Below are 25,467 nucleotides of genomic sequence, written 5' to 3' on the forward strand. Positions count from 1 at the left end.
GAAATTGCTTCACAAAACCGAAGCCAGGAAGCTAAAAAAATCAACAAGAATAGTGCCGTTATACCAACAGATTTAATATCTGGCGTCCTGGCGTAGTTTTGCCATTTTAATTGCAGCTATGGCAGCTTCAGTACCTTTATTACCGTGTTTACCACCACTTCTATCAATGGCTTGTTGCATGTTCTGATCCGTTAATACGCAAAAGATTACTGGTATTTCATTGTTGACATTTAGATCTTTTATCCCCTGAGAAACTCCCTGGCACACAAAATCAAAATGCTTGGTTTCTCCCTCTATCACACTTCCTATGGCAATAATAGCATCCAGCATATCAAAACTTTCCTGCATTTTTTTGCACCCATAGACCAGTTCAAAACTTCCGGGAACATTCCAGCGTACAATTCTTTTAGGCTGTACTTTATTTTCTACCAGGGCATTATATGCACCATTATAAAGGCCTTCGGTAATCTCATCGTTCCATTCAGAAACAACAATCCCGATACGAAAATCACTCGCATCGGGAAGTTTGTTTTTATCGTAATTTGAAAGATTATTTCCTTCTGTTGCCATAATTATTGTTTTGCAGCACTAGCCTGCCCCATATAAACTGGTACTTTCTCAGCTTCAGGAGTTTCAGGATATTCCTCTTCGATCTGTTGTAGGTGTTCCTTGGCCACTGCTGGTTGCCCTAACTCTAATGCCGTGATTGCAGATTTAAGTAAAAATTTTGGGGTAGTAAATTCATTTGACCGCATAGAAGCTGCTTTTTCATAATACCCTAAAGCCTCTTCTGGTTGTTCTAACTGCATAAAAGCATCACCAATTCCTCCGGTAGCAAGAGCTGCCAGAATTTCGTCCTCACTTTCAAAATCCTCAAGGTAATTAATTGCCTCCTGGTAATTGCCCGTATTCAAATAAGCAAAACCTGCGTTGTATGTTGCTAAATTAGCGGCATCTGTACTTCCGTAATTTTCTACAATATCGATAAAACCATATTTTCCTTCACCTCCATTTAAAGCCATCATAAAAAGGGAATCACGCTCAGCACCTGAAGCATCTAATGCAGCAGCAAAATAATTTTGTGCCTGTGCCATTTCGTTAGCTGCTTCCTCCTGTTTTGGTTCACTTACAAAACGATCATAACCAAGGTAACCCAAAACGGCTACAATTGCTACTCCTACAATGATATATATGTACTTTTGATTCTCTGCTACCCAGGTTTCGGTCCTGCCAGCGCCCTGGTCAAGGGTATTAAATACTTCAGCAGTCGTAGATTCGTCTTCTACTTGTTTCTGCTGTTCTTCCTTATTAGATGGTTTATATCCTTTTTTCTTGTAAGTTGCCATAAAAACTGTTTAATGCGTGGCAAAAATATGATTTTTATTCAAAATTAAAAGGGAAATTATTTGTATTTTTTTAATATTTTAGGGTCATTCGCTTTACTTTGATAATTCCTTTTGATAAAATTTACAAAGCTGAATAACAGAACTTTATGTTTTTAAAACATCTCTCTTTAGTTAATTATAAAAACCTGGATTCGGCTTCTTTCGAGTTTGATACTAAAATAAATTGCTTTGTAGGTAATAATGGTGTTGGTAAAACGAATGTTTTAGACAGTATTTATCTTTTAGCTTTTGGAAAAAGTTATTTCAATCCAATTACCACTCAGAACATAAACCATGATGCCGATTTCTTTGTGGTTGAAGGTTATTTTGAAAAGTCAGAAAAGGAAGAACATCTATTGGTAAGTGCCAAACGCGGGCAAAAAAAGGTGATTAAAAGAAATAATAAGGCTTATGAAAAGTTCAGTGAGCATATTGGTTTTATCCCTACCGTAATTATTTCACCGGCTGATCGTGATCTTATTATCGAAGGCAGTGAAACTCGACGTAAATTTATGGATGGGGTAATTTCCCAAAGCGATAATGTTTACCTAAATAAATTAATACAATATGGAAAAATAAACGCACAGAGGAATTCCCTGCTGAAATATTTCGCTGCCAACCATAGTTTTGACCGTGACACACTTGAAGTGTATAATCACCAGCTAAGTGAGCTGGGTCAGTATATCTTTGAAAAACGAAAATTGTTTTTAGAAGAGTTCATTCCGATTTTCAATAAACGATACGCAGATATCACTAACAACAAGGAAGAGGTACATATCAGTTATAAAAGCCAGCTTTTTAAGAGTGACTTAGCATCTTTGCTCGAACAGAATCTTCAAAAAGATCTGGCGCTACAATACACCAGTGTAGGCACACATAAAGATGACTTGAGTTTTGAAATTGCAAGCCACCCCATAAAGAGATTTGGGTCCCAGGGACAACAAAAATCTTTTTTGGTCGCACTAAAACTTGCGCAGTTTGATTTTATTAAGGCCATTAGCAAAGTAAATCCGATTTTACTGCTGGATGATATTTTCGACAAATTAGACGAACAGCGCGTGGCACACATCGTAGCTTTGGTAGCTACAGATCAGCTTGGGCAAATTTTTATTAGTGATACCCATGCCGACCGTACGGAGGCTGTGGTTAAAAGCAGTAATCAATCTTATAAACTTTTTAAATTGTGAACAAAAAAATTCTTTTTTTCCTTCTTGGTACCGTACTTTTAGGATGTCAGCAAAGAAGTCCAGAACAACAACTCAAGTATCTTACTGGCTACTGGGAAATTGACCGGGTAGAGGTCTCCAAGGACTCCGTAATTAATTATAAGATAAACGCCGTAGTTGATTATATGGAATTTGATGGGAATAAAGGATTTAGAAAGAAGCTAAAACCACAATTTGATGGGAGCTTTAAAACGAGTGATAATAAAGAAGAAATTATTGCAAAAATAGAGGACGATAGTTTACGACTATATTATAAAACTCCCTTTGACCAGTGGAGAGAAACCGTGATTTCTGCTGAAGAAGAAAAGTTCAGCGTGATCAATCAGGACGGAAAAATATATTATTACACCAAATTCACCTCCTTGTTAAATGAATAAAATGAAGAAAAGAAATAGCGAAAACCAGAGCTTAAGTGAAGTTTTAAAAGAATTTGTAGATCACAATAAATTACAGGGCGGTTTAGATAAAATTAGTGTAAAAGACGTTTGGTTCCGTGAAATGGGTCCTGCAATTAAAAAATATACCACAGCCATAAAGCTTCAAAACGACACTCTTTTTGTACAGTTGAGTTCTTCTGTTTTAAGGGAAGAACTTAGTTATGGCAAAGAAAAGATCATTAGGATGTTAAACAGGGAATTAGGAAAAGACCTGATTAAAAAACTGGTTTTACGTTAAAATTAATCAAGTGCACCACCGCCATTTCAAGATTTATAAACCCTACGGCTATATAAGCCAGTTTATCACCAATGAACGTCCTCGAAAGAAAAAAAAGCTCCTGGGTGACTTAGGTGATTTCCCAATTGAAACTATGGCTGTGGGACGCCTGGATCAGGATTCTGAAGGCTTACTTTTTCTTACTACCAACGGAAAGCTCAGCGCAAAGGTCAATGGGAATAAGATTGAAAAAGAATACTATGTTCAGGTAGATGGACAAATCACTCCCGGAGCTTTAGATAAATTGAAACAGGGTTTGGAAATAAGTATCCACGGGGAAACCTATACCACTCTGCCTTGCCAGGCTTTTATTTTAAAGGAAAAACCAAATTTCCCAAAGAGAGCAAAAAAAATCCGTGACCAGCGTCACGGTCCGACTAGTTGGATTTCTGTCACCCTGGTTGAAGGGAAATTCCGACAGGTAAAGAAGATGACCGCCGCCATTGGATTTCCAACATTAAGATTGGTGCGTGTTAGAATCGGCAGTGAAAAACTAAATAATATGGATTCCGGTGAAGTAATTGAACTCTCTGAATTCTCTTACTGAGGAGTTATCTTAGATCTAAGGAAAAACATAGCATTTAATTTATTATTCAATAAGCTTAGATACCTTAACTTTGAGACTTTACAAAAATTTATGCAGCAAGCTGAATTAAGAACCGTAACAGTTACCCGGTATATCACTCCGCTAAGGGAAGGAGGCTCCTTACCTGCTTTGACCGAGGCTGATGATGATTTTAAATATGTCCTAAAATTTCGGGGAGCAGGCCACGGGGTAAAAGCTTTAATTGCAGAACTCCTTGGCTGCGAGATAGCGCGGACCTTAGGCTTCAAAGTCCCAGAACTGGTCTATGCCCATTTGGATGAGGCCTTCGGAAGAACAGAGGGCGACGAGGAGATTCAGGATTTATTAATGGCTAGTCAGGGTTTAAACCTGGGACTACATTTCCTATCTGCTGCAATAAATTTTGATCCCGTAGTCACTGAAGTTGACGAATTTAAAGCCTCCAAAATAGTTTGGTTAGATGCTTTTATTACCAATGTCGATCGCACCTTTAGAAATACAAATATGCTAATCTGGCACAAAGAATTATGGCTTATAGACCATGGCGCTTCTTTCTACTTCCATCATTCCTGGACCAGTCCCGATGAAAAAGCAAAAACACCTTTTAAATTCATAAAAGACCATGTTTTACTGCCGCGGGCGACTAAACTAAAAGAAGCAGATGAGTATTGCAGAACAATAATTACTCCCACCAAAATAAAGGAAATTGTGTCTTTGATCCCCTCAGAATGGTTGCAATGGGAGGAGACCCAGCAGACGGAAGAAGAAATAAAAGAAGTTTATGCGAGGTTTTTAACCACGCGCCTGGACCATTCCTCAATTTTTATAAAAGAAGCAGAAAATGCAAGACAAGCACTTATATGAATATGCTGTTATTAGGCTGGTGCCTAAAGTTGAACGGGAAGAATTCCTAAATGTCGGAATCATTCTCTTCAGCAAAAGAGCAGGATTTTTAAAAGTTTTATATGAGGTGGATCTTACCCGGTTGCATGTCTTTTGTAAAGATTTAGAAAAAGATGAAGTAATGGCCAACCTGGATTCTTTTAAAAAAATCTGTGAAGGTGTCAAAGAAGGGGGACCTATTGCTCAAGTTGATTTGGCCTCAAGATTCAGATGGCTTACCGCGGTGCGCAGTTCTATCATTCAAACTTCACGCCCCCACCCAGGAATGACAAAAGATCTTGAAATGACCTTGAATCGTCTTTATAGGGAACTTGTTTTATAACAAAAGTGTTTCAGAAATAGCAAGGTTCCTTTTCAATAAAAATAAGCATCTCAATACACAACTTCCTTCTCCTTATGGATCAGGAAGCTGAGTATTGAGAATCAGTTTCTATGAAATTTTGATCAACCGTTCAGTTTACCAGCCATTTCTACCGTTCTCTTTGCCTGGTGTTTTACCGCATTTTTAATATTGTCTCCTGGAGTGTTACCATCAGCTTTTACACTTGCACCATATGGATTTCCCCCTGCTTCAAATAAGCAGGGATCGGTATAACCCGGTGGTACAATTATAGCGCCCCAGTGGATCATAGTTTTGTATAAGGACATCAAAGTAGTTTCCTGTCCCCCGTGTGGATTTGCAGCACTAGTCATCCCACTTACCACCTTATTTGCCAGTTTTCCAGCAGACCAAAGCCCTCCAGTAGTATCAAAAAATGCCTGTAATTGTGAAGGCAAATTTCCATATCGGGTTGGCGTGCTAAAAATAATTGCATCCGCCCACTGGAGATCGTCTAAGTTCACGGTAGGAAAATCTTTATGTTCCTCGACATATTTTTTCCAGTCCTGGTTTTGATCAATTGCCTGTTGTGGGGCAGTTTCCTGTACTCTTTTTAATCGTACCTCACCTGCTCCAGCTTCTTTAGCGGCTTCCATGGCCCAATGTGCCAATTGATGATTTGTACCTGTGGCACTATAAAATATCACTGCTACTTTTGGTTTATTCATAATTAAAACTTTAAAATTGATTAATCTTTCATTATAAATATAAAACAAAATAAGCCTAATTGTTTTAAGATTATTATAAAGTTAAATTAAAAACAGATCCGTAAATGTTACCTATGGCTTGTATACCTAAGCCTTATGTGATATCTCAGCGGTATTTCTAAAAATATAACCGAAAAACTCAAAAGTTTCCTGGGCTTTTCTCGAAGCAGACGCTATTTGTACTTCGCTAAAATTTTGGGAATTAATTTCTTTAACAAATTGATTCCAGGATTTTACGCCCTGGCGATCGCCATTGAAAAAGTGTGGGGTAGAAATAGCTGTTAATTCCGGACATTTGGAAATTTCTTTGGAAATATACATTCCCCCTAAGGCGGAACCTAATACAACATAAGCGGATCCCAAAGCTTCCTCATAAGTAGAAATAGAAAATTTGTCCTGAAATTGATGGGAAATAGAGGTGTCAACATTTAGATTTTGAAGATCTTTGGCAAGTTGATCACTTTTGTCAGATTGGTAATCAAGGATGAATTTTGAAATTTCAGTTTCGGTAATTTTATAAGCAATATAATTTTGGAGTAGTAAAAGTCTATAATTTTCCAGGCTAATCTGGTGGGAAATAATCTGAGCGGCAAGATTCTCATTTTCCAGCTCTTTATGCAGTGATTTGGTAGATTCTCTAAGGTTATTCAGCATTTTCTATGTTGAATTTATTTAAGTTATTTTTTATTTTTTTAATATTGTCACGTTGCTCCTTATCGTCTGCCTTCATACTCTCGAGGTAGCCGTAAATTTGATGAATAGCTATTTTATTCTTCCGAATTCGCTCCCTTAGTTCATCATGCTGGATCATATTATATACTACTTGCTTTAAAAGAGGCTCCAGCTTCTGATCAAGATAACTCATATGCTTTTTCAAAATAAAACCCGAGGCGCCCGAAACAATAGTTTCGGCCGCCAGCTCATCGTCATCTAACGCCCCGGTAATAAATATTAAAGGAATACTTTCATCTATCGATTTGATTAGTTCTAGGACATCCAAGCCGGTACCGGAAGGCAGACTAAAATCTGAAATCACCAAATCCGGTAAAAAATTCTTAAAAACACTTTCAAAATCTGGAAAATCATTCACCACTTCTATCACTGGCTTTTCCACCACCTGGTAAATATTTCTTTTAATTAAGACAACATCGGTTTTTTCATCTTCAACCAATAATATACGCAAAGGAATGTTAATCATCATTTCTAAATTTAAACAAAAATACGAAACTGTTGAAAGTTATAAACGGTAGTAAAAAATTCAGCAAAAAAATCAAAGGTGAAAGAAAAATGTACTTCCCGATCCGGGAGTACTTTCAATCCATATTTCCCCATTGTGTTTTTCTATAATTCTGGCAACAATGGCTAAGCCAATGCCGGTTCCTTTAAAACTATTTTTTGAAGACCGCGAAAATAATTTAAAAATTTTCTTGCGATCCACATCGGCTATTCCAGTACCATTATCTTTAATATAAAAAACATTCTTGGTATCTTTTGGAAAGCTACCGATTTCTACTTTTGGATTTTCAGCATGTTCAGAATATTTCAGGGCATTACTTAATAAATTACTCCACAATTGTAATAGCATTCGGCGATCTCCATTTGTTTCCAAAAGTTTCGACGCTACTTCTAACTTCGTGTTTGTGAAATTAATCCCTAAGTTAAAACTAAATAAAATTTCCTCTAGTAGCTTATTAGTATTCAATATTTTCCTTTGAGGTTTACCTTTGGTCATTTTGGAAAAAGTAAGGATATCGTCTATCATTTCTTCCATCTTTTGGGAAGTCTTTAGCATAGTATCCAGGCTTTCTATAACCTCAGTAGAAAGCTCCTGGCTATAATCTTCTTTGATCATTTGTGCGTACCCGCTAATTCCTCGCAAAGGTGCACGAAGATCGTGGGAAATTCCATAGCTAAAAAGTTCTAAATCCTTATTGGATTCCTGAAGGTTTTGATTTAATCTTACAATCTCCTCTTTTTGTTGTTTGAGGATAACCTGGTTTAAACTTTCCCTGAAGGATTTTGCTGTTTCTATTTCGTAATCCTTCCAGGGATTAGATATTCCGTTCAGTTTTTCAGTCCATTTCTCAAATGATTTTCGGGGGCTTAAACGCTGTTTGGAGGAATTAAAAAAAACTTTTTTTTCAGGGTTACCACCCCAACTTACTGTTTCGGCTATTTCTGGTCTGAACCAAATCACAAAACTATCAAGGAGCTTTCCCAGTTTAAGGCTTAAGATTCCAGAGGCGCACTTTTGGTAACTTTTCGCTTTTGGATATATTTTTTTAAGGCTCTTTGTTTGGAAAATAGGTTCCTTGTTTTGAGTAAGAAAATCACACAGATCCATCACCTGGGTTTTAGTAGGTGTGTCTCCCATAAGCCCTATTTCCTCACCAAAAATTACAGCAACCCCAGCGCTATTGATAAGAGAAGTCAAAGGTATTTCAGCCTTATTAAGTTCATAGAACAAAGGGCTGCCAAGGTCAAGATCCTTTAAAATTTTTTCCTTTACCTGAGAATTTTCACTGAACTTTTTATTGAATATCCCGGTTTGAATAGAAGATATTCTATTTGATAAAATCTGGGTTAGAAACTTAAAGGTTTCCCGTTGAAAATAATTTATAAATTTAGCGCTATAATGATGACAGGTTATCAACCCCCAGAGCTCATCATTTACAATAATAGCCGTAGTTAAGGAAGCGCCCACCTTCATATTCTGTAAATACTCTATATGAATTGGAGAAACAGCCCGTAATTCGGATCTGGAAAGGTCCAATGGATTATTTGTATACGGTGATATTTCAGGGGAAATGGAAACAGGTTCATAATTGACATCTGATATAATTCTCACCTTATTTTTTAAAAACAATTTTCTGGATTGTGAAGGGATGTCACTGGCGGGATAATGGAGGCCCAACCAACTTTCTAAATGCTCTTCTTTTTGCTCTGCAACTACCTCCCCATTCCAATCTTCATCAAACCGGTAAACCATTACTCGATGGTAACCAAAAATTTCCTTAGTCAATATTGCAGCGGTCCTACACAGCTCTAAAACCGTCTTTCCTTTATCAAATCGGGTAATAATACTGCTTAATTTCTCCTGCCAAATCATTGGATCCCAAACCTCACCTAAAACCTCAAAATCAATAATGAGATTACTAGCAGTAAAATGAGGCAGCATCACAAAGTATTTATTTCCAATCTTGAGCTCCTGCGCTTTAAAAATTGAGTTTCTCAAACTGGTATTCCTAAATTGTTCAAAAGCAGTTTTCCCAATTAAATCTTCGAGAGCGTCTCCAATTAAAGAAGTATAGGAAATCCCAAAGAATTTGGTCGTGTTTTCACTGGCCTGAATAATTTTAAATGTTTCCGGATGTACCGCCAGAATAACCCCATGAGCCTGCACTTTTCCAATCAGGTGAATGGGTTCTTTTTCACAGTTTAGAATGTCCACCTTCCCGGGATAAGAAAGCTGTCCTGAGCTCATATACGCTTATGCTTTTAATTTGAAATAAAAAGTACTGCCTACCCCTACCTGGCTTTCCACCCATATAGTACCTTCGTGAAGCTGAACGATTTTCTCAACATGGGCCAGGCCTACCCCGGTACCATCATGTCCATTGTCTTCTTTGACCCGATTAAAAATTGTGAAAATATTTTTTTTATCCTCCTCTGAAATTCCGTAGCCATTGTCGGTTACCGAGAAAACATAATGCGTTCCTTCCCGGTATGAAGCAATACGCACATCAGGATTTCTATCCTTGGGAGTATATTTAATAGCATTGCTTATGAGGTTTTGAAAAAGTAAACGTAACTCCACTTCATGCCCCTTAATCTTAGGAAGAGAACCTGCATTCACCTTTGCATTGGTATCCTTAATTCTTTTACCCAGGTCATATTTTACAACCTCTACAATTTCCTTAATGTTGACCAGGCTTTTTTCTCCATGCCGTCCAATTCTGGAATGTTCCAAAAGGGCTTTAATTTGCTCAGAAAGTCGTGTGGAGGCATCTTTGATATACTTGATATAATTCTTTCCTTTCTCATCCAGTTTATCAGCATACATTTTACCCAGCACATCACTTCCGAATTTAATGGTAGAAAGTGGTTCCTGTAGGTCATGGGAACATATAGAAACAAATTGTTCCAGGTCCTTATTGGCTCTTTCTAAATCTTCATGTTGTTGTTTTAATTGGTTTTCAGCTTGCTTTAGATCTGAAATATCGACACAGGTGTATCTAATGGTCACCACTCTTCCCTCCATATCCTTTTCGGCGGTGGCATTTAAAATTACCGGAAGCAAATCTCCCGAGGCAGTAAGCATATCCTGCTCCATATTGACTATGGCACCCGTATCTTTAAATTCCTTATTTGATTTTAATGCCTTAAGCTGAGATTCCTCATTATAAAGGTCAAAAACAGGTCGATCTATTAAATCTTCTTTTGAGTTATAGCCAAGCCTGGTCACCGCCATCTCATTGCATTGCACGATAAGTTGGGTCTGTGGGTCAACGCTTATATGAATTACGGGATCTTCTTCGTAGAAAGATTTAAAACGTTTTTCACTGGCCACCAATTTTTCTTTGGAGCGTTGCAATAAACCGACATCTATAAAGGTAATGACCACTCCGGTAGTCTCATCATTAGAATTAATATAAGGGGATATTCTTCTTAAATAATAGGAACCATCCTTGGTCATCACTTGTTTTTCCAGAATTTTACTGGTTCTAAGCACCCTTTTGCAGCGAGTGATAAGATTGCTTTTCCCCATACTAGAGGTAAAATGCTCGATAGGCCTGCCCTCATCGGAATCGATTAAATTAAAATGCCGCTGAATGGCCGGTGTGAACTTTCTAATCTTCAAATCTTTATCAAGAAAAATCACCCCAATATCAGTGCTTTCCAGCAAGTTATTCATATCGGCATTTAGGGCCGCTAGGTCTTCTACCTTTTGAAGATTTTCAGCATTTACCGTGTTAATTTCTTCATTTACACTTTGCAGTTCTTCGTTTGTACTTTGCAATTCTTCATTTGAAGCTAATAATTCTTCATTGGCTGCCTGTAGTTCCTCATTGCTGGTTTCTATCTCCTCTATAGAAGTTTGCAACTCCTCTTTGGTTTCCTTTAGCTCCTCTTCAAGATCGGCCACATATTCCTTAGTGCGACTGGTTAGGGTAAGCTTATCTAAGGTTTTAACAGATTCCAGATCGATTTCCTTTTCAATAAAAGTGATTACAAAATTGGTATCAGTATCATCATTTTTTGTCTGGAATGGTTTGACGATAATATCTACAGATTTTTTCTCCCCCTGATGCTCAAAGGAGGCGTCCTGGTATCTTAGTTTTACATTTTCGGTTTTAGCCTTTTTTAAAGTGCTTTGAATGGTATATTTCAAATCCGTTGCCAGCATATCCAACAGGTTCACGGAAAATCCGCTCACCGGTAAATTAGCATATTTCCGAAATTCCCCTACTGCCTGTAGAATATTAAAGTTATCATCTACAAAAACACTGGCACCTCCAAAAACCTCCATGATGGTTTGATTGAGCTCATCGGTAAGTTTGTTTTTAACAGGACTTGAAGATTTTCTATAAGCGGGTCGTTGAATTTCCTTTGTTCCCTGGGTCAAATTACTTGTAGAGGTGGTTTGTGAAATACTGGCGTTTAAACGCTTATTTACATTTTCATTTCTAAAAATTTTAGCTCCCCGATCTATTACTTTAAAGTTATCCTTTTGAGAAGAAACATTTTCACTAGTGCCCAGCACCAAAATACCTCCCACCTTAAGGGCATATTGTAAGAAGTTTAAAGCCTTATTTTGAATTCCCGGTTGAAAATAAATTAAAAGATTTCTACAGGCCACCATATCCATATTGCTGAAAGGTGGATTTTTGATGATATTGTGTCTTGAAAAAACCACCATTCTGCGTACCTTGTCAATAACCTTATAGCCATCGGGTCTACTGATGAAGTATTTCAGCAGTAATTCGGAATCAATATCTGCAACAATACTTTCTGGATAAAATGCTTCACTACCAATTTCAAGATGCTTCTGGGAGATATCGGTAGCAAAAATCTTCAAATCTACACTTTTTTTCTGTCGCTCGATTTCCTCGATAATAATCATGGCAAAGGAATAAGCCTCTTCGCCACTACTGCAGGCTACATCCCACAGCTTTATAACCTCTCCATCTTTTTTGCTTTCCACCAGCTTCGGAATCACCTCTTCTCTTAAGACTTTCCAGACATTTTCGTCTCTAAAAAACTTGGTTACCCCAATTAAGAATTCTCGGTGCAGTATTTCTGCTTCTTCACTATTATTGATCAAGAATTTATAATATTCTAAAAGATTATTGCATTTACATACATTCACCCTTCTTGCGATACGGCGGGCAAGGGTAGCGTGCTTATATTCCCTAAAATCGAGCCCGGTTTGTTCATCTATAAACCGAAGAATTTTCATTAATTCTCCTTCATTATAATTAATATCACCATCCTTAAAATGAAAGACAGAAGGAGATTCAATAAAATTTCTGAGCTCTTTAGCCATGTTAGACACTGGCAATACATAATCTACCAAACCGGTATTTATAGCACTTTGCGGCATTCCATCAAACTTGGATTCCTCCGGATCCTGGACCATGATCATACCATCGCGTTCCTTAATAGCCCTTACTCCCCTTGTCCCATCACTTCCTGTACCGCTTAAAATGATACCAATAGCTTTTTCTTTACGTTCCTTGGCAAGTGCTTCAAAGAACATATCTATCGGTAGATTTAAACTTTGATCTTTAGGCTTTTCAATAAGGTGTAGCTGGTTATCCTTAAAAGTTAAATTATTAGCAGGTGGAATTAAATAGATATGTCCCTGCTCTATCTTCAGGTGGTTTTTAATCTCACGTATGGGCAGGTTTGTATTCTTTTTTAAAAGTTCTCCCATCATACTTTTGAAGTCTGGTGAGAGATGCTGTATAACTACATAAGCATTTTTATCGGTTTCGGGTATGCCTTCAAAAAAAGCCTTTAGTGCCTCCAATCCTCCGGCGCTAGCACCTACTGCAATTACTCGGGGTTCTTCAGTTTTAAGCTTAGTATCCAGCTCTGACCTGGAGGGGTAGTTATTTACTTTTGTCATTTAGAAATGATTAAGAAAGTCTTAAAGAATAATAAAAACGCAAACCACAAAAATATAAGTTAAATCATAGAATTATGAACTCATTTGCCATTTAAAATAACAAAATATCAATAAAAACAGTGATACCACCCATTTAACAATTCTTAACAATTATTTTTGAATTCCTAAAATTAACAAGTTTTGAAAGAAAATATTGTTAAAAATAAATTATAATTCTGATATCCATTTATAACCAGCCAGATTTTAAAAACCTGATATATATCATTTCTAATGCAGCCTTCTAAAACTAAATTTACATAACAAATAAGGTTCAGCACCCCTTGAGTTGCGTCCCATACGTTCATTCTATGAATCCTAATAGTTATTGAAGTTTATTGAAAGGTATAAATATGAAATTTTTATCATCACATCAGTCAGGTTTCATTTCCTTTTTCAACGAAATTGGGGATATGGGAAATTTCACGGGTAGATATTTCCGGGAGCTTTTCAGCAAGCCTTTTGAGTTCAGGGAATTTCTGAACCAATGCTATCAGATGGGTAATAAATCTTTGCTGCTGGTTGGTGTTACCGGTTTTATTTTAGGACTGGTATTTACCCTGCAGTCCCGTCCCACTCTAATGGAATTCGGCGCAGTTTCCTGGATGCCCTCTATGATAAGTATTTCTATTGTACGGGAAATAGGACCTGTAATAATTGCACTTATTTGCGCAGGAAGAATAGGTTCCAGCATTGGTGCTGAGCTGGGTTCTATGAAGGTGACCGAGCAAATTGATGCTATGGAGGTATCTGGCACTAATCCGTTTAAATACCTGGTAGTTACCAGGATTCTGGCAGCAACCTGTATGCTGCCACTTTTAGTGATAATTGGTGATTTTGTGGCCCTGGTGGGGTCTGCCATTATAGAAAATGCAAAAGGCGATGTTTCATTTACTTTATATTTCAACCAGGTATTTGAAGCTTTAGAATTTACCGATTTAATTCCTGCAACGCTAAAAACATTTTTCTTTGGTTTTGCCATTGGACTGGTAGGATGCTTTAAAGGTTATAACAGCAATAAAGGAACTGCAGGAGTTGGAAAAGCCTCTAATTCTGCAGTCGTTTTTACTTCTATGCTTCTTTTTGTACTTGATTTTATTGCAGTATTTATTACTGATATTTTTTATAGCTGAAAATGAAAAACCAACCTGTAATAGAGATAAAGAATCTATATAAAAGCTTCGGGCAAACAAGGGTTCTAAACGATTTCAACCTGACTCTTTTTAAAGGGGAAAACCTGGTTTTAATGGGTAAATCCGGCTCAGGTAAATCAGTGTTGATTAAATGCCTGGTGGGGTTAATGGATTTTGATAAAGGCAGTATTAAAGTTTTAGGAAAGGATATTTCCAACATAAAGCAAAGCGAACTAGATGAATTGCGAACCGATATAGGTTTTTTATTTCAGGGCAGCGCTTTATACGATTCTATGACCGTAAGAGAAAATTTAGAATTTCCGCTTCGAAGACACCAAAACGATTCTGAAAGCAAAACTAAGGCCCGCGTGGAAGAAGCTCTGGAAAATGTGGGTTTACCACAGACAATAGATTTAATGCCTGCTGAACTTTCGGGAGGAATGCAGCGTAGGATTGCCCTGGCAAGAGCCCTTATTTTAAAGCCGAAAATTATTATTTATGACGAACCTACTACTGGTTTAGATCCTATAACAGCAAAAGAAATTATTTTATTGATGATGAATATTCAAAAGAAATATGCAACCTCCTCCCTAATCATTACCCACGATGTAGACTGTGCCCGTGTAATTTCAAATCGAATGATATTACTGCTTGACGGTAAAGATTATATCCAGGGAACCTTTAACGAGCTTGCCTTATCTGAAGATCCTAAAATTAAAGCATTTTTTAAATAATATAGTATGAAGTCAAATTCCGGAAATAATCTAAAATTAGGCCTTCTTATAATGGTGGGATTGATCATTTTTACATTGGGAGTTTATTTCATTGGAAAAAAGCAAAATTTATTTGGAGATTCCATTACGATAAGTTCTGTATTCAAAAACGTTAATGGCTTACAACCCGGTAATAATGTTCGGTATTCGGGGGTAAACGTAGGAACCGTAAAAGAGATAAAATTTTTGAACGATACAGCCATTTGCGTAAATATGCTTATTAGTCAGGAATCCGGAAATCTAATAAAATATAGTTCGGTGGCAACGATAAATTCTGATGGACTGGTAGGAAGTATGGTTCTAAATATTCTTCCTACTGATAAGTTCCCTTCAAGGAGGTTAAAGGAAGGTGATACACTGTACTCACTTAGCCAGGTGGCTACAACAGATATGCTAAACACTCTAAATAAAACCAACGAAAATGCAGCGCTTTTAACCGAAGATCTAATAAAGATCACCAATAGCATTAATGCTGGTGAGGGCGTTTTAGGCAAACTTCTTAAGGATGAAACCCTCGCCAAAAATATACAGGAGAGTGCGGCGAACCTAAATTTCACCACCAGATCTGCAAAATCGGGTCTCACCAAACTAAATGATCTTTTGAACTCGGTGGATTATGAAAACAGTATTGTGGGTTTATTACTCAGTGACTCTACAGCTCAAGAAAATCTAAAAACTACAATCCAGGATTTGCAGGCCTCCTCCTCTCAAATAAATAAATTAAGTGCAAATTTAGAAGAATTTTCAAATAGCCTAAATTCAGAAAAGGGCGCCCTTAACCTGGTGGTAAAGGACACCACTTTTGTGAATCACCTCGACCAAAGCATAAGAAATATAGAAGAAGCTACGCATCGTTTTAATGAAAACATGGAAGCTTTAAAACATAATATCCTGTTCCGGGGATATTTTCGAAAACTAGAACGGAAAAAGGCCCGGCAAGAAAATGGAAATAAGTAATTATTAAAATCCGAATAACTTTAAGAAAGAATGAGTGAATATTACTGTACAATAAACCTGAACAAAAACACGTGATACCAGGAAAAATCTTAACCCAGAAGCTAATTTTAAGATCTTTACAAAAGTAAAGGCTATTTATCCCTAAAGATGGAAAATTCAAGTATTAAACTGGATACTTCAATAAGGCAGCCAACCTGATCATTAGCACCCTTGCTAGAGGATGTTTTCTCCCACAATAAGTATAAATTAAGAATTCATCCTGGGCCCTGCTTAGATTAAATGAGCCCATTAAATATAATCCATCCTCCACCTTTTGAGTTCTGGTAGTTTTTTAATCAGTTGTTGAGCTTCTTCCAGGCTAATATCCTCATGCATTTCTGCCATTTCCATTAATTTCATTTCTAATTGATGTAAATTAAGCGATTTATCGGTGAAAGCACCATCTTCATAACAATCTTTACAGTAATCAATATTTATTGACCTATCACGATTTGAGCCCGCTGTAGCTTTGGTGAAAGGCCATCCACAACTCTGACAAATTAGCGTTTTCATAATTTTATTTTTAAAAGTTAGTACCCATAAACCTGATTAATTAATTTTTAATCATTTCAAGTATTTAACAGTGCTTTGAGTTTTGAGAGCATTATAACTTCAGACTTATTTTTTCCTGAGAACGATGCTGCAATAGCATCTGCGGTTTCCCATATTAACCGGTTGATATCCGGTGTAAATATGTGGTTATTTTCCTTTTTGTACTCTTTAAATTGGTTAAAAGCCCATCCTGCGTCAGGGTCATTCTCCTTAAGCCAATCAAAGATCATTTCAATTTTATAAGCTTGATCGGTTCCAAACTCATCCTTTGAATTATTTATGGGCACCCATTTTTCCTGGACGAGCTCTTTTAAGGTTTTCATTTCCTCCACCCGCACCACTTTATCTGATGCAGCGATAGCATAGCAAAGCTTACCAATATATTTGTAAAATTCCTCTGTTAACACCTGTGGCTTCAAGAGATCTGAATTTAAAGTTTTACCATTTAAAGATAAGGCTAAGATGCTTAGGTAAAAATGATAAAAATCATTTTTTAGATGTAGTAATGCATAATTAAAATAGGTAAATTCTAAAAATTACTTTGTATATTTAAGTATTGTTAAAGCATTTCCGTCTTTTTCTTCCCCCCACCAGAAAATGTAAAGCAATTCCAAAAACTTATTATAAACTTTTAAGTCTCCAGGGATGAAGCGTATTCTTTATATTTCAGGAAAAACTTCCGAGCATCTCAAAAAAGATGAATTAACGGGATTACAGGGTTATCACTGGCAACATATCCATTGCACTGAAAACATAGAAAAGCATATCGATAAGAAAAAACCAACTTTGGTTATTTTGAATAATAATGCTAATATGGAAACTTTATTACTGGATCGATACCCGAAACTCTCCAAGATTCCTTTATTGTCAATAATTCCAAAAAATAAAGTTGGAAGCTGGAAAGAATTACACTCCCAGCATCGCTATCTATTAAATTCCTGTTCAAAAAATGAGCTTTTACAGGTAATCCAAGCTCTTTTAGTAAAACAAACAGTAAATTCCTACGAAAACAAGGAAATTCAGCGGGCTACTATTTCAACTATTGAAGATTTAAAAATTTACATCCAGGAAAAAGGAGAACAGGTAAAATTAGAAAAGCATAAAACTATATTCAGAGAAAACAAGCATTCAAGTTTTATTTATCTTATTAATACCGGCCTAGTCAAAACTTCCAGAATGGACCAGTTGGGAAAAGAATTAATTACCGGGATTTATCGTAAAAATGAATTATTAGGTCTTTATGGTTTTCATAAAAATCCAACTTGCCAAGAGATTGCTACGACCCTAGAGTCTTCCATTTTATACCGAATTCTATATAATGAATTCAGGGAAATACTGGAGGCAAATCAAGGATTAAGTCTTGATATCGCTCAATATTTAACCGATACCGTTTTAAGACTTAAATCCCAGCTTCTGGAAATGGCCTATGCATCGGTTTTAAAGAAAACTTCAAACACCATACTTCAGTTTGCCGATGAATTACAAAATCCGGATTTCCAGGGTTTAAGAATTTCTAGAACCGATTTAGCAAGCATTGCCGGAATTTCTCCGGAAAGTTTTATCCGTAGTCTTTCCAGTCTGAAAAAAGAAGGAATCATTACCATTCAAGGAAGAAAAATAAATATTTTAAAACCTGAACGATTACAGGAAATCACCTGATCTTAATTTTCTGTTAAATAATGAATAATTGATATTTATCATTTTTTTAAAAGGTGTTTTCAGCTACTTTTAAACTAATAATCAGCAAAGATTTTTATATAAAATAATCTAATTTCTTAGTACTTATTAGAGTTGGAAATTGGATTTAGAAGATATCAAAGGTATTTTTTAATCTGATATACAAATTTTACCTAGTGTAAGATCACTGGTATCAATCAAAAGTTAAAGAATAAACTTAATATCTTCTTAGGAAACAGGAGGCAATGGTCTCCTGTTTCTTTTTTAAATTCTTTTTTGATAATTCATAAAAATATGCACTTACCTGATTTCCATCATATTAAATTTAATTTTTTGCTTCTAAATTAGTGTGTTTTAAATACGAAATATTAACCATTTAAATTTTTAATGTTATGTCTATCACTAAATCCAACAATCAAAGAACTCCCTTATTAGGAAGTTCATATTTGGCCAACGATCCATTCTTTTCCGATTTAATGGATACCAAAAGAGGAATTTTTAATCTTAATCGGTTCTTTAATGGAGATGTAGACCAAGATGTATTTCCCGCATTAAATGTTAAAGAAAAAGAACACGACTTTGAAATTGAACTTGCTGCTTCGGGGCTTTCAAAGGAAGATTTTAAAATTTCTATTGAAGATGGTATATTATCTATTTCTGCAGAGAAAGCAAATAAAACCGAAGAAGAAAAAGAAGGTTTCGTTAGACAAGAATTTAGCTACAACAGTTTTTCCAGAAATATTGCGCTGCCAGACGAGGTAGATTTAGATAAGGAAGTTGAAGCCAAATACAAAGAGGGCATCTTAAAAATGAACCTTAAGAAAAGAAAAACAGACAAGCTTAAAAACGCCAAAACTGTAAATGTATCTTAGAAATAATGAAACAGTTCTGAAAATTTTCAGGGCTGTTTTATTTTAATAAAAAATTCTATCTGGCGCTATTGGATTATCCGGGTAGGCACTTCTCCAATCCTATCGTATACCAAAGGCTCCATTTTTTCTCCAGGGCCTTGAGGTTTCTTACCTTTTCCCATCTCAAAACCCACCTCTGAACTTCTCTTAAGCTTGCTTCAGGGATTACCTTCTAAATATTATAAGAGCTTCCCACCTTTATCGGTATGTACCACATTATATAGTGAGAGCGGCCTAAAACCTTAAAAGCTAAAATAGGGCACAAACTGATTTCCCTCATAGTTTAAACATTCCTCTTCGGTTAACTTTATAGTTCAAAGGATCAGAAGATGAGAAAGATAATTATACCAACCGATTTTTCAGAAAATGCAAACAATGCTTTGCGCTATGCGTGCCAGCTTTTCAAGTACGAAAAAAGTGAAATCATACTTCTTCACGCTTACGCAGATAAAGTCTATACTGAAGAAAGTTTGCTAAGCGATGAATCAATGGAAGAACTTAAGGCTGCAACCAGAAAAAAAACCGAAAATGCTTTAAATGAATTATGCTCTAAAACTTATGGTGAATTTTGCAATCCAAGGCATAGTATGCAACCGGTTGCTGCTTTTGCAGATTTGGTAGACCAGGTCAATACCCTGGTAAATTCAGAAAATGCGGATCTGGTGATTATGGGAACCCGGGGCCTCACGAATGACAGGAACCTGGGCTTTGGCAGTAATACTTTACTGGTATTAAAATATGTGCAATGTCCGGTTTTAGCCATTCCTGCGAATTTTAAATATCAGGAACCAAAAAAAATACTATTTCCTACCAATTTTTTAATTCCATATCAAAAAAGGGAATTAAAAATCGTTGGGGAACTTGCGCGGGATTTTAAATCTGAAATTCATTTTCTTTATTTATCTAAACATCAACCTACCTCCGCCCGTCAAAAGGATAATCTGGAATTTTTAAAACAACAATTTTATAATATTAAGTTAGAAGAACATCGAAGTGAAGAACTACAAAAAGATAAAGCTATAGAAGAATTTATAGCTGATAATAAGATAGACCTACTTGTGATGGTAAATTCCCGTCATACTTACCTGGAAGATATGTTATTAACTTCTACCATTGATAAAGTGGGCTTACATCCTAAAGTTCCCCTACTCGCTTTACAGAATTTTAACCGGGAATGAATTAAACATATCAGAAATCATGAAAAAAATACTCTTACCTACAGATTTTTCAGCAAACGCATATAATGCAATCTCTTATGCACTAAAAGCTTTTAGTGCTGAGCAGTGTACCTTTTTTCTTCTAAATACCTATACCCCGGTATTATATGATTCTGAATATATTTTATACAACAGCATTCAGCCTAATCTTGCCGAGGCTTACAAAAAAAATTCTCTTAATGGATTAAGAAAAGTAGAGCGTAAAATAAATCGTGATTTTAAGAATCCTAATCATCATTTTGAGAAAATTTCTGCTTTTAATCTTCTCATAGAGGAAATAAAGGACCAACTAAAATCCAAAGCAATTGACCTGGTGGTTATGGGGACCAAAGGAGCAACCGGGGCCGAAGAAATATTAATTGGTACTAATACGGTGAATGCTTTAAATAAGTTGAAAGTTCCGCTATTGATGGTTCCTTCAGAATATGAATATCATACCCCCGAAAATATTTTATTCCCTACAGATTTTGAATTGCATTTTACCGATGCGCAGCTGGAACCTATCTTGAATGTGGTGAAAAATCATAATGCAAAACTCAATATTCTACACGTCTTTTTCGGGAAAGACCTGGATGAGCAGCAGGAAGTAAACAAGAAGAACCTAAAGAAAATTTTAAAAAATACTCCACAATATTTCTATACCATAGAAGATAAGAGTGTTCCTAAGGCAATTGAAAAATTCCAGGCCCAAAATGCGGTTGATTTACTTTGTATGGTCAATAATAAACGGAGTTTCTTTGAAAACTTATTATTCAGACCCATAGTAAACAAAATAGGTTTCCATATCAAGGTTCCGTTTATGGTAATTCCTTCTGGCAAATTCAGTTAGTTATGAAAAATATACTCATTCCCACCGATTTTTCAGTGAATGCCTGGAAGGCTACTGCGTATGCTTTTGGCTTATTTCAAAATGAGCTGTGCCATTTTTATTTTTTAAATGCCTGCAAACCCGAATTCTACACCCCTGATATTAATGGAAATAATCTGTTACAGGCTAAAAACGAAAATAAGATCCTGATGAAAAGACTGCTCAAAGAAGTAGCTGTGGTTAACCACAATCAGAATCATAGGTTTACATCCTTTATAATGGAATCCTGGTTAAATGATGCTATTGTTGAAATCCAAAAGGACATTATTTTTGATCTAATCATAATGGGAACAAAAGGAGAAACAAAGCCCGATGACAGAATTTTTGGAACTAATAGTATGAACGTGGTAGAAACGGTGGACCGAATACCCGTTTTACTAATTCCTGATAAAAGCATTTTTATATCCGAGAGGAAAAAAGAAATGGTGCTTGCCACCCGTTTTGATAAAGCTTTTTCTATTTCTGAAATTAATTTTTTAATTGATATGGCTAAGAAATTTAGAGCCAGCTTTAGAATTCTATACATTCAGGATACCGAAAGTCTCACTGAAGATCAGGAAAACAGCAAAGAAGAATTACACCATTATTTTAAGGATGTTTCTCACAGTTTTCACATCTTGACCAATATTGAAGTAACCAAGGGAATTCACAGCTTTATCCAAAGCAGAAACAGCGATGTCCTGGTTTTAAATCATAAAAAAAGAGGCTTTTTTAGAAACCTATTCTCTAAATCCTTACTCAAGGAATTAGGGAAGAACCCTCAAATCCCGCTACTTTTTATGCCAGCAGAACTGAAATAAAAATTAATCATTCATAGTAAAATGTATTAAAATGGAGTTCACCGATTTCAAAGTTATCAAAGCCTCCGGGGAAAAGGCCCGATTCTCGATTGATCGGGTAGCAGAATCCTTAAGGCGGTCTGGCGCTAATGAAAAACTAATTGAAAAAACGCTTTTGAATTTAAAAGCTGAGCTTTATGATGGGATTTCTACTAAAGAGATTTACAAGCGTGCCTTTGGTTTGTTGAAGGCAGGCAATAAAACCAGTGCCTCAAAATATAAATTAAAGACAGCTATTTACGAACTGGGACCAACAGGGTTTCCCTTTGAAAAATTTATTGCGGCCCTTTTAAGTCATAACGGATACAAGACAGCAACGGGTAAAATCTACCAGGGCAGATGCGTAACCCACGAAATCGATGTGGAGGCAAAAACCGACTCAAAATTGGTTTTAATCGAATGTAAATTTCACAATGCCGGCAGAAATTGTGATGTTAAGACACCTCTATATATAAATTCTAGATTTCAGGATATTCAAAGCTTTAGGAATAGTGAGGATATTAATTTAGATTCCGAAGAAGCCTGGGTTGTAACCAACACCAGATTCACCTCAGATGCCATAAAATACGGCGAATGTGTTAAACTAAAATTGTTAAGCTGGGACTATCCAAACGGGGATGGTATTAAGGATAAAATTGACAAATTAGGTTTATATCCCATAACCGTATCTACATTGCTGTCTGAAAGGGAAAAGAACTTTTTGTTAAGTCGGGATGTTGTTTTATGCCAGGACTTGTTAAACGATACTTTTTACCTGGATCATTTAGAAATTAATAATCCGCGTAAAAAGAAGATTCTTGAAGAAATGAACGAACTCTGTAAACATTAAAGAAATGGAAATTAAAGCAAAGGTTCATTTTCTTGGCGCATCGGGTACAGTTACCGGCTCTAAATTTCTTGTGAGCACCCCTGAATTAAATATTCTAATAGACTGTGGTCTTTTCCAGGGAATTAAAAGTTTACGCGAACTAAACTGGAAAGATTTCCCCTTTGATCCTTCAAAGATAGATTTAGTATTACTTACCCACGGGCACCTTGATCACACGGGGTATTTACCCCGGATCGTAAAACAAGGTTATAGCAACCCGATTATAGGCACCCCTCCTACTTTGGGAATTGCCGCTGTGATCTTAAAGGATAGCGCTAAGATTCAGGAAGAAGATGCCGAAAAAGCCAATAAGGAGCAATTTAGTAAGCACCAGCCCGCTTTACCCTTATATACAACTAAGGATGCTGAAAAGGCGATTGATTTATTTCAAAGCATCGAATTGAATGAATGGGACCAGGTCTCTGAGAATGTAAAATACCGCTTTAAAACAAACGGGCATATTTTAGGCTCTAGCTTTATTGAAGTTGATGTTTTCAAAAAACGTTTTGTTTTTTCCGGAGATATAGGAAGAAAAAAGGATATTCTCCTGCAAGCACCCAATAAACCACAGCGTGCGGACTACTTATTCTTAGAAAGTACTTATGGCGACAGACTGCACCCGGTAGATGATTCAAATGAAGTGCTAACCAAAACCATTCAGGATACCATCAACAAGAAGGGAAACCTAATAATCCCAAGTTTTGCTGTGGAGCGCTTACAGGGTATTATGTACAGACTATATTTATTAAGGAAAAATAATAAAATTCCTGAAATTCCGATGTATATAGACAGCCCCATGGGTAACGAAGTTCTGGGTCAATTTGAAATCTTCAGTCATTGGCATAAGGTAAACCCGGAGGAGTTTAGAGAAATGCTTTCCTATTTTAATATCATCACCTCTTACAGCGATACCTGGAAAACAATGGATGAAAACAGATCAAAAGTTATAATTGCCGGAAGTGGAATGGTCACTGGAGGACGGGTGCTCACCTATTTACGATACCTTATCGACAAACCTGAAACCACAGTTTTATTGGTAGGCTACCAGGCGGAAGGTACCAGGGGAAGACAATTAGAAAACGGAGCCTCAGAAATAAAAATCTTTGGAAAATACTACCGGGTAAAAGCAAGTATTTTAAAAATTGAAAGCCTTTCAGCCCATGCAGATCAACAGGAATTGCTGGATTGGATGTCAGAATTAAAGAGTATCCCCAAAGAAGTGTTTTTAATCCACGGAGAGCCCACGGCTCTGAATTCATTAAGAGTTAAAATAAAGGATAAATATAAATGTGATATCATAATTCCAGCACTTGATGATATCATAAGCATTGGGCTTTAAAAATTCAATTATTCAGCGAAAACCTTTTCGTACTATTAAACACCTGCTTTCTGCAATAATGGCAGTTAACCTGTCAGCAGTCTATAATTTAATTTTTTTCAGATTTTGCTGATTTGCAGTTCTACAACACCTGTAATCAATGCCTCTTAAGGTTTTTCAAAAAAAAATTATTTTAAAAATCAATTTTGAGAAGCCTTCCATCTGACTAAGTATAAGACCTAAGGGCTAGTCTTAGGTTTTTCATCAGGGTAAAAACTCCCTGTTTTTACATTAGTTTAACCTAATATTTTATTAGATCTGCTCAAATTAATTTAATTTTCTTCTGGCTTTGGGTCGAATTGATATGTTTTAACAGGAAGGATTGCATGGTCTTTGTTCTTTAAACAACGGATTTAAATGATCCAAAAGCCGAAATGAATTAATTAACCAAAAAATAAAGAATGAAAGTATTAGTTATTGGAGCAGGAAATATGGGACTAACATACGCCGAAGGAATGGCGAAGTCTACTTTTCTTAATCACCGGAATCTTATGATTTTTGATAAATCAGCAGAGGTTATTACCACGCTGAGCAAAGTTGATCATTTTGATGTATATGATGATATAGAGGAATGTCTTCCCAAGGCAGACATCGTATTTCTAGCTGTAAAACCATATCACTGTGATGCTTTATTTGAAGAAATTAAACCTTTAGTAAACGATCAGCAAATTTTTGTTTCCCTGATGGCCGGTGTAACCATCGAAAAAATACAGGAAGGCTTAGGCGTTAAAAAAGTGGTTCGTTCCATGCCTAATCTACCGGCACAGGTGGGAAAAGGAGTTACCTCCTTTACGGAAGCTAAGGAAATATCCAGGGTAGAACTTCTTATGGTAAGAAACTTATTAGATACTACTGGAGCTTCAATCCATGTAGAGACCGAAAAATTTATCGATGCATCTACAGGGATTTCTGGAAGCGGCCCTGCATACGTGTTTTACTTTATGAATTCCATGATGGAGGCTGCCTTAAAAATGGGCTTTTCAAAAAATGACTCAAAAATACTGGTAAGCCAGACATTTGAAGGAGCGGTCAAATTATTTAATGAATCAGATCTTTCGGCCAGCACCTGGATGGAGCGTGTTGCTTCTAAAGGAGGTACCACCCGTGCAGCATTGGACTCTATGGATGATAACAACGTAGAAGAGCTCATAAAAGATGCAGCTTATGCGGCTTTTGACAGAGCAGTAGAATTAGGGAAAGAATAATCT

Annotated in this window: 26 protein-coding genes; 17 read left to right on the forward strand and 9 right to left on the reverse strand. The window is 36.3% G+C overall.

Annotated elements, in window-relative coordinates:
• Window positions 1-72 precede the first annotated feature (72 nt).
• Window positions 73-570, reverse strand: coding sequence for a 6,7-dimethyl-8-ribityllumazine synthase (gene ribH / locus DET49_RS09110; protein WP_133547787.1), 498 nt, complete (start codon window positions 568-570; stop codon window positions 73-75).
• Between the two features lie 2 nt (window positions 571-572).
• Window positions 573-1,346 carry a tetratricopeptide repeat protein gene (locus DET49_RS09115; RefSeq protein WP_133547788.1) on the reverse strand — a complete coding sequence of 258 codons (774 nt, stop codon included), beginning with the start codon at window positions 1,344-1,346 and terminating at the stop codon, window positions 573-575.
• A gap of 146 nt (window positions 1,347-1,492) precedes the next feature.
• On the opposite strand from DET49_RS09115, the gene recF reads away from it, so the two are divergent.
• From recF to DET49_RS09145, 6 genes are all read left to right on the forward strand, one after another.
• Window positions 1,493-2,572 carry a DNA replication/repair protein RecF gene (gene recF, locus DET49_RS09120; RefSeq protein WP_133547789.1) on the forward strand — a complete coding sequence of 360 codons (1,080 nt, stop codon included), beginning with the start codon at window positions 1,493-1,495 and terminating at the stop codon, window positions 2,570-2,572.
• Entirely contained in the window at window positions 2,569-2,988 is a 420-nt protein-coding gene (locus tag DET49_RS09125) for a lipocalin family protein (protein ID WP_133547790.1), read from the forward strand. The genes recF and DET49_RS09125 overlap by 4 nt, the downstream gene beginning before the upstream one ends.
• A gap of 1 nt (window position 2,989) precedes the next feature.
• Window positions 2,990-3,286: a DUF721 domain-containing protein gene (locus DET49_RS09130; RefSeq protein ID WP_133547791.1), complete on the forward strand. Its 297-nt coding sequence runs from the start codon at window positions 2,990-2,992 to the stop codon at window positions 3,284-3,286.
• A gap of 10 nt (window positions 3,287-3,296) precedes the next feature.
• Entirely contained in the window at window positions 3,297-3,872 is a 576-nt protein-coding gene (locus DET49_RS09135) for a pseudouridine synthase (RefSeq protein ID WP_243729590.1), read from the forward strand.
• 90 nt (window positions 3,873-3,962) lie between these two features.
• Window positions 3,963-4,754, forward strand: a complete 792-nt coding sequence (locus tag DET49_RS09140; protein ID WP_133547793.1) for a HipA family kinase — start codon at window positions 3,963-3,965, stop codon at window positions 4,752-4,754.
• Entirely contained in the window at window positions 4,732-5,115 is a 384-nt protein-coding gene (locus DET49_RS09145) for a DUF3037 domain-containing protein (protein ID WP_133547794.1), read from the forward strand. Before DET49_RS09140 ends, DET49_RS09145 begins: the two co-directional genes overlap by 23 nt.
• A gap of 122 nt (window positions 5,116-5,237) precedes the next feature.
• On the opposite strand, the gene wrbA is transcribed toward DET49_RS09145, so the two are convergent.
• The 5 genes from wrbA to DET49_RS09170 all read right to left on the reverse strand — a co-directional run bounded on the left by wrbA (window position 5,238) and on the right by DET49_RS09170 (window position 13,011).
• Window positions 5,238-5,840: an NAD(P)H:quinone oxidoreductase gene (gene wrbA, locus DET49_RS09150; RefSeq protein WP_133547795.1), complete on the reverse strand. Its 603-nt coding sequence runs from the start codon at window positions 5,838-5,840 to the stop codon at window positions 5,238-5,240.
• Window positions 5,841-5,966: 126 nt separating this feature from the next.
• Window positions 5,967-6,533 carry a biliverdin-producing heme oxygenase gene (locus DET49_RS09155; protein WP_133547796.1) on the reverse strand — a complete coding sequence of 189 codons (567 nt, stop codon included), beginning with the start codon at window positions 6,531-6,533 and terminating at the stop codon, window positions 5,967-5,969.
• On the reverse strand, window positions 6,523-7,080 hold the full coding sequence (locus tag DET49_RS09160; RefSeq protein ID WP_243729591.1) for a response regulator: 558 nt from the start codon (window positions 7,078-7,080) through the stop codon (window positions 6,523-6,525). The genes DET49_RS09155 and DET49_RS09160 overlap by 11 nt, the downstream gene beginning before the upstream one ends.
• 69 nt (window positions 7,081-7,149) lie before the next feature.
• Window positions 7,150-9,363, reverse strand: a complete 2,214-nt coding sequence (locus DET49_RS09165) for an ATP-binding protein (RefSeq protein ID WP_133547797.1) — start codon at window positions 9,361-9,363, stop codon at window positions 7,150-7,152.
• 6 nt (window positions 9,364-9,369) lie between these two features.
• A complete protein-coding gene (locus DET49_RS09170; RefSeq protein ID WP_133547798.1) occupies window positions 9,370-13,011 on the reverse strand; it encodes a chemotaxis protein CheB in 3,642 nt (1,213 codons plus the stop codon).
• 389 nt (window positions 13,012-13,400) lie between these two features.
• Here DET49_RS09170 and DET49_RS09175 point away from each other — a divergent pair, with 389 nt between their 5' ends.
• Genes DET49_RS09175 through DET49_RS09185 form a run of 3 tightly spaced genes read left to right on the forward strand, consistent with a single transcriptional unit; the run spans window position 13,401 to window position 15,910 of the window.
• The gene (locus tag DET49_RS09175) at window positions 13,401-14,180 is read left to right on the forward strand and encodes an MlaE family ABC transporter permease (RefSeq protein ID WP_133547799.1); all 780 of its coding nucleotides are present in this window, start codon (window positions 13,401-13,403) and stop codon (window positions 14,178-14,180) included.
• 2 nt (window positions 14,181-14,182) lie between these two features.
• Entirely contained in the window at window positions 14,183-14,914 is a 732-nt protein-coding gene (locus DET49_RS09180; RefSeq protein ID WP_133547800.1) for an ABC transporter ATP-binding protein, read from the forward strand.
• A 6-nt stretch (window positions 14,915-14,920) separates the two neighbouring features.
• Window positions 14,921-15,910 carry an MlaD family protein gene (locus DET49_RS09185; RefSeq protein ID WP_133547801.1) on the forward strand — a complete coding sequence of 330 codons (990 nt, stop codon included), beginning with the start codon at window positions 14,921-14,923 and terminating at the stop codon, window positions 15,908-15,910.
• A 288-nt stretch (window positions 15,911-16,198) separates the two neighbouring features.
• Here the strand turns inward: DET49_RS09185 and DET49_RS09190 are convergent, their stop codons facing one another.
• Together DET49_RS09190 and DET49_RS09195 are read right to left on the reverse strand one after the other, a co-directional pair.
• Window positions 16,199-16,462 carry a zinc ribbon domain-containing protein gene (locus tag DET49_RS09190; protein WP_133547802.1) on the reverse strand — a complete coding sequence of 88 codons (264 nt, stop codon included), beginning with the start codon at window positions 16,460-16,462 and terminating at the stop codon, window positions 16,199-16,201.
• Between the two features lie 56 nt (window positions 16,463-16,518).
• Window positions 16,519-16,920: a hypothetical protein gene (locus DET49_RS09195; protein ID WP_243729592.1), complete on the reverse strand. Its 402-nt coding sequence runs from the start codon at window positions 16,918-16,920 to the stop codon at window positions 16,519-16,521.
• 226 nt (window positions 16,921-17,146) lie between these two features.
• On the opposite strand from DET49_RS09195, the gene DET49_RS09200 reads away from it, so the two are divergent.
• The 8 genes from DET49_RS09200 (at window position 17,147) to proC (ending at window position 25,464) form a co-directional block, all read left to right on the forward strand.
• Window positions 17,147-18,160 (forward strand): Crp/Fnr family transcriptional regulator, encoded by a 1,014-nt coding sequence (locus DET49_RS09200; RefSeq protein ID WP_133547803.1) that lies wholly within the window; start codon window positions 17,147-17,149, stop codon window positions 18,158-18,160.
• Window positions 18,161-18,570: 410 nt separating this feature from the next.
• Window positions 18,571-19,050, forward strand: a complete 480-nt coding sequence (locus tag DET49_RS09205; RefSeq protein WP_133547804.1) for an Hsp20/alpha crystallin family protein — start codon at window positions 18,571-18,573, stop codon at window positions 19,048-19,050.
• A gap of 368 nt (window positions 19,051-19,418) precedes the next feature.
• The gene (locus tag DET49_RS09210; protein WP_133547805.1) at window positions 19,419-20,267 is read left to right on the forward strand and encodes a universal stress protein; all 849 of its coding nucleotides are present in this window, start codon (window positions 19,419-19,421) and stop codon (window positions 20,265-20,267) included.
• 19 nt (window positions 20,268-20,286) lie between these two features.
• Window positions 20,287-21,135 (forward strand): universal stress protein, encoded by an 849-nt coding sequence (locus tag DET49_RS09215; RefSeq protein ID WP_133547806.1) that lies wholly within the window; start codon window positions 20,287-20,289, stop codon window positions 21,133-21,135.
• 2 nt (window positions 21,136-21,137) lie between these two features.
• Window positions 21,138-21,974 (forward strand): universal stress protein, encoded by an 837-nt coding sequence (locus DET49_RS09220; RefSeq protein ID WP_133547807.1) that lies wholly within the window; start codon window positions 21,138-21,140, stop codon window positions 21,972-21,974.
• A 31-nt stretch (window positions 21,975-22,005) separates the two neighbouring features.
• Window positions 22,006-22,842 (forward strand): restriction endonuclease, encoded by an 837-nt coding sequence (locus DET49_RS09225; RefSeq protein WP_133547808.1) that lies wholly within the window; start codon window positions 22,006-22,008, stop codon window positions 22,840-22,842.
• A gap of 4 nt (window positions 22,843-22,846) precedes the next feature.
• Window positions 22,847-24,220 (forward strand): MBL fold metallo-hydrolase RNA specificity domain-containing protein, encoded by a 1,374-nt coding sequence (locus DET49_RS09230; protein WP_133547809.1) that lies wholly within the window; start codon window positions 22,847-22,849, stop codon window positions 24,218-24,220.
• A gap of 440 nt (window positions 24,221-24,660) precedes the next feature.
• Window positions 24,661-25,464 carry a pyrroline-5-carboxylate reductase gene (gene proC, locus DET49_RS09235; protein ID WP_133547810.1) on the forward strand — a complete coding sequence of 268 codons (804 nt, stop codon included), beginning with the start codon at window positions 24,661-24,663 and terminating at the stop codon, window positions 25,462-25,464.
• Window positions 25,465-25,467 lie beyond the last annotated feature (3 nt).

This window comes from Salegentibacter sp. 24 (assembly GCF_004362395.1).
In the GTDB taxonomy this organism is placed as follows: domain Bacteria; phylum Bacteroidota; class Bacteroidia; order Flavobacteriales; family Flavobacteriaceae; genus Salegentibacter.

Bases quoted from the DNA above. Each gene is read 5' to 3' on its own strand.
- DET49_RS09140 (WP_133547793.1), top strand. From the start codon at position 3,963: ATGCAGCAAGCTGAATTAAGAACCGTAACAGTTACCCGGTATATCACT.
- DET49_RS09115 (WP_133547788.1), bottom strand. From the start codon at position 1,346: ATGGCAACTTACAAGAAAAAAGGATATAAACCATCTAATAAGGAAGAA.
- DET49_RS09185 (WP_133547801.1), top strand. From the start codon at position 14,921: ATGAAGTCAAATTCCGGAAATAATCTAAAATTAGGCCTTCTTATAATG.
- DET49_RS09155 (WP_133547796.1), bottom strand. From the start codon at position 6,533: ATGCTGAATAACCTTAGAGAATCTACCAAATCACTGCATAAAGAGCTG.
- proC (WP_133547810.1), top strand. From the start codon at position 24,661: ATGAAAGTATTAGTTATTGGAGCAGGAAATATGGGACTAACATACGCC.
- ribH (WP_133547787.1), bottom strand. From the start codon at position 570: ATGGCAACAGAAGGAAATAATCTTTCAAATTACGATAAAAACAAACTT.
- DET49_RS09200 (WP_133547803.1), top strand. From the start codon at position 17,147: ATGAAGCGTATTCTTTATATTTCAGGAAAAACTTCCGAGCATCTCAAA.
- DET49_RS09180 (WP_133547800.1), top strand. From the start codon at position 14,183: ATGAAAAACCAACCTGTAATAGAGATAAAGAATCTATATAAAAGCTTC.
- DET49_RS09190 (WP_133547802.1), bottom strand. From the start codon at position 16,462: ATGAAAACGCTAATTTGTCAGAGTTGTGGATGGCCTTTCACCAAAGCT.
- DET49_RS09225 (WP_133547808.1), top strand. From the start codon at position 22,006: ATGGAGTTCACCGATTTCAAAGTTATCAAAGCCTCCGGGGAAAAGGCC.
- DET49_RS09145 (WP_133547794.1), top strand. From the start codon at position 4,732: ATGCAAGACAAGCACTTATATGAATATGCTGTTATTAGGCTGGTGCCT.
- DET49_RS09160 (WP_243729591.1), bottom strand. From the start codon at position 7,080: ATGATGATTAACATTCCTTTGCGTATATTATTGGTTGAAGATGAAAAA.
- DET49_RS09230 (WP_133547809.1), top strand. From the start codon at position 22,847: ATGGAAATTAAAGCAAAGGTTCATTTTCTTGGCGCATCGGGTACAGTT.
- DET49_RS09165 (WP_133547797.1), bottom strand. From the start codon at position 9,363: ATGAGCTCAGGACAGCTTTCTTATCCCGGGAAGGTGGACATTCTAAAC.
- wrbA (WP_133547795.1), bottom strand. From the start codon at position 5,840: ATGAATAAACCAAAAGTAGCAGTGATATTTTATAGTGCCACAGGTACA.
- DET49_RS09220 (WP_133547807.1), top strand. From the start codon at position 21,138: ATGAAAAATATACTCATTCCCACCGATTTTTCAGTGAATGCCTGGAAG.
- recF (WP_133547789.1), top strand. From the start codon at position 1,493: ATGTTTTTAAAACATCTCTCTTTAGTTAATTATAAAAACCTGGATTCG.
- DET49_RS09175 (WP_133547799.1), top strand. From the start codon at position 13,401: ATGAAATTTTTATCATCACATCAGTCAGGTTTCATTTCCTTTTTCAAC.
- DET49_RS09170 (WP_133547798.1), bottom strand. From the start codon at position 13,011: ATGACAAAAGTAAATAACTACCCCTCCAGGTCAGAGCTGGATACTAAG.
- DET49_RS09205 (WP_133547804.1), top strand. From the start codon at position 18,571: ATGTCTATCACTAAATCCAACAATCAAAGAACTCCCTTATTAGGAAGT.
- DET49_RS09210 (WP_133547805.1), top strand. From the start codon at position 19,419: ATGAGAAAGATAATTATACCAACCGATTTTTCAGAAAATGCAAACAAT.
- DET49_RS09130 (WP_133547791.1), top strand. From the start codon at position 2,990: ATGAAGAAAAGAAATAGCGAAAACCAGAGCTTAAGTGAAGTTTTAAAA.
- DET49_RS09215 (WP_133547806.1), top strand. From the start codon at position 20,287: ATGAAAAAAATACTCTTACCTACAGATTTTTCAGCAAACGCATATAAT.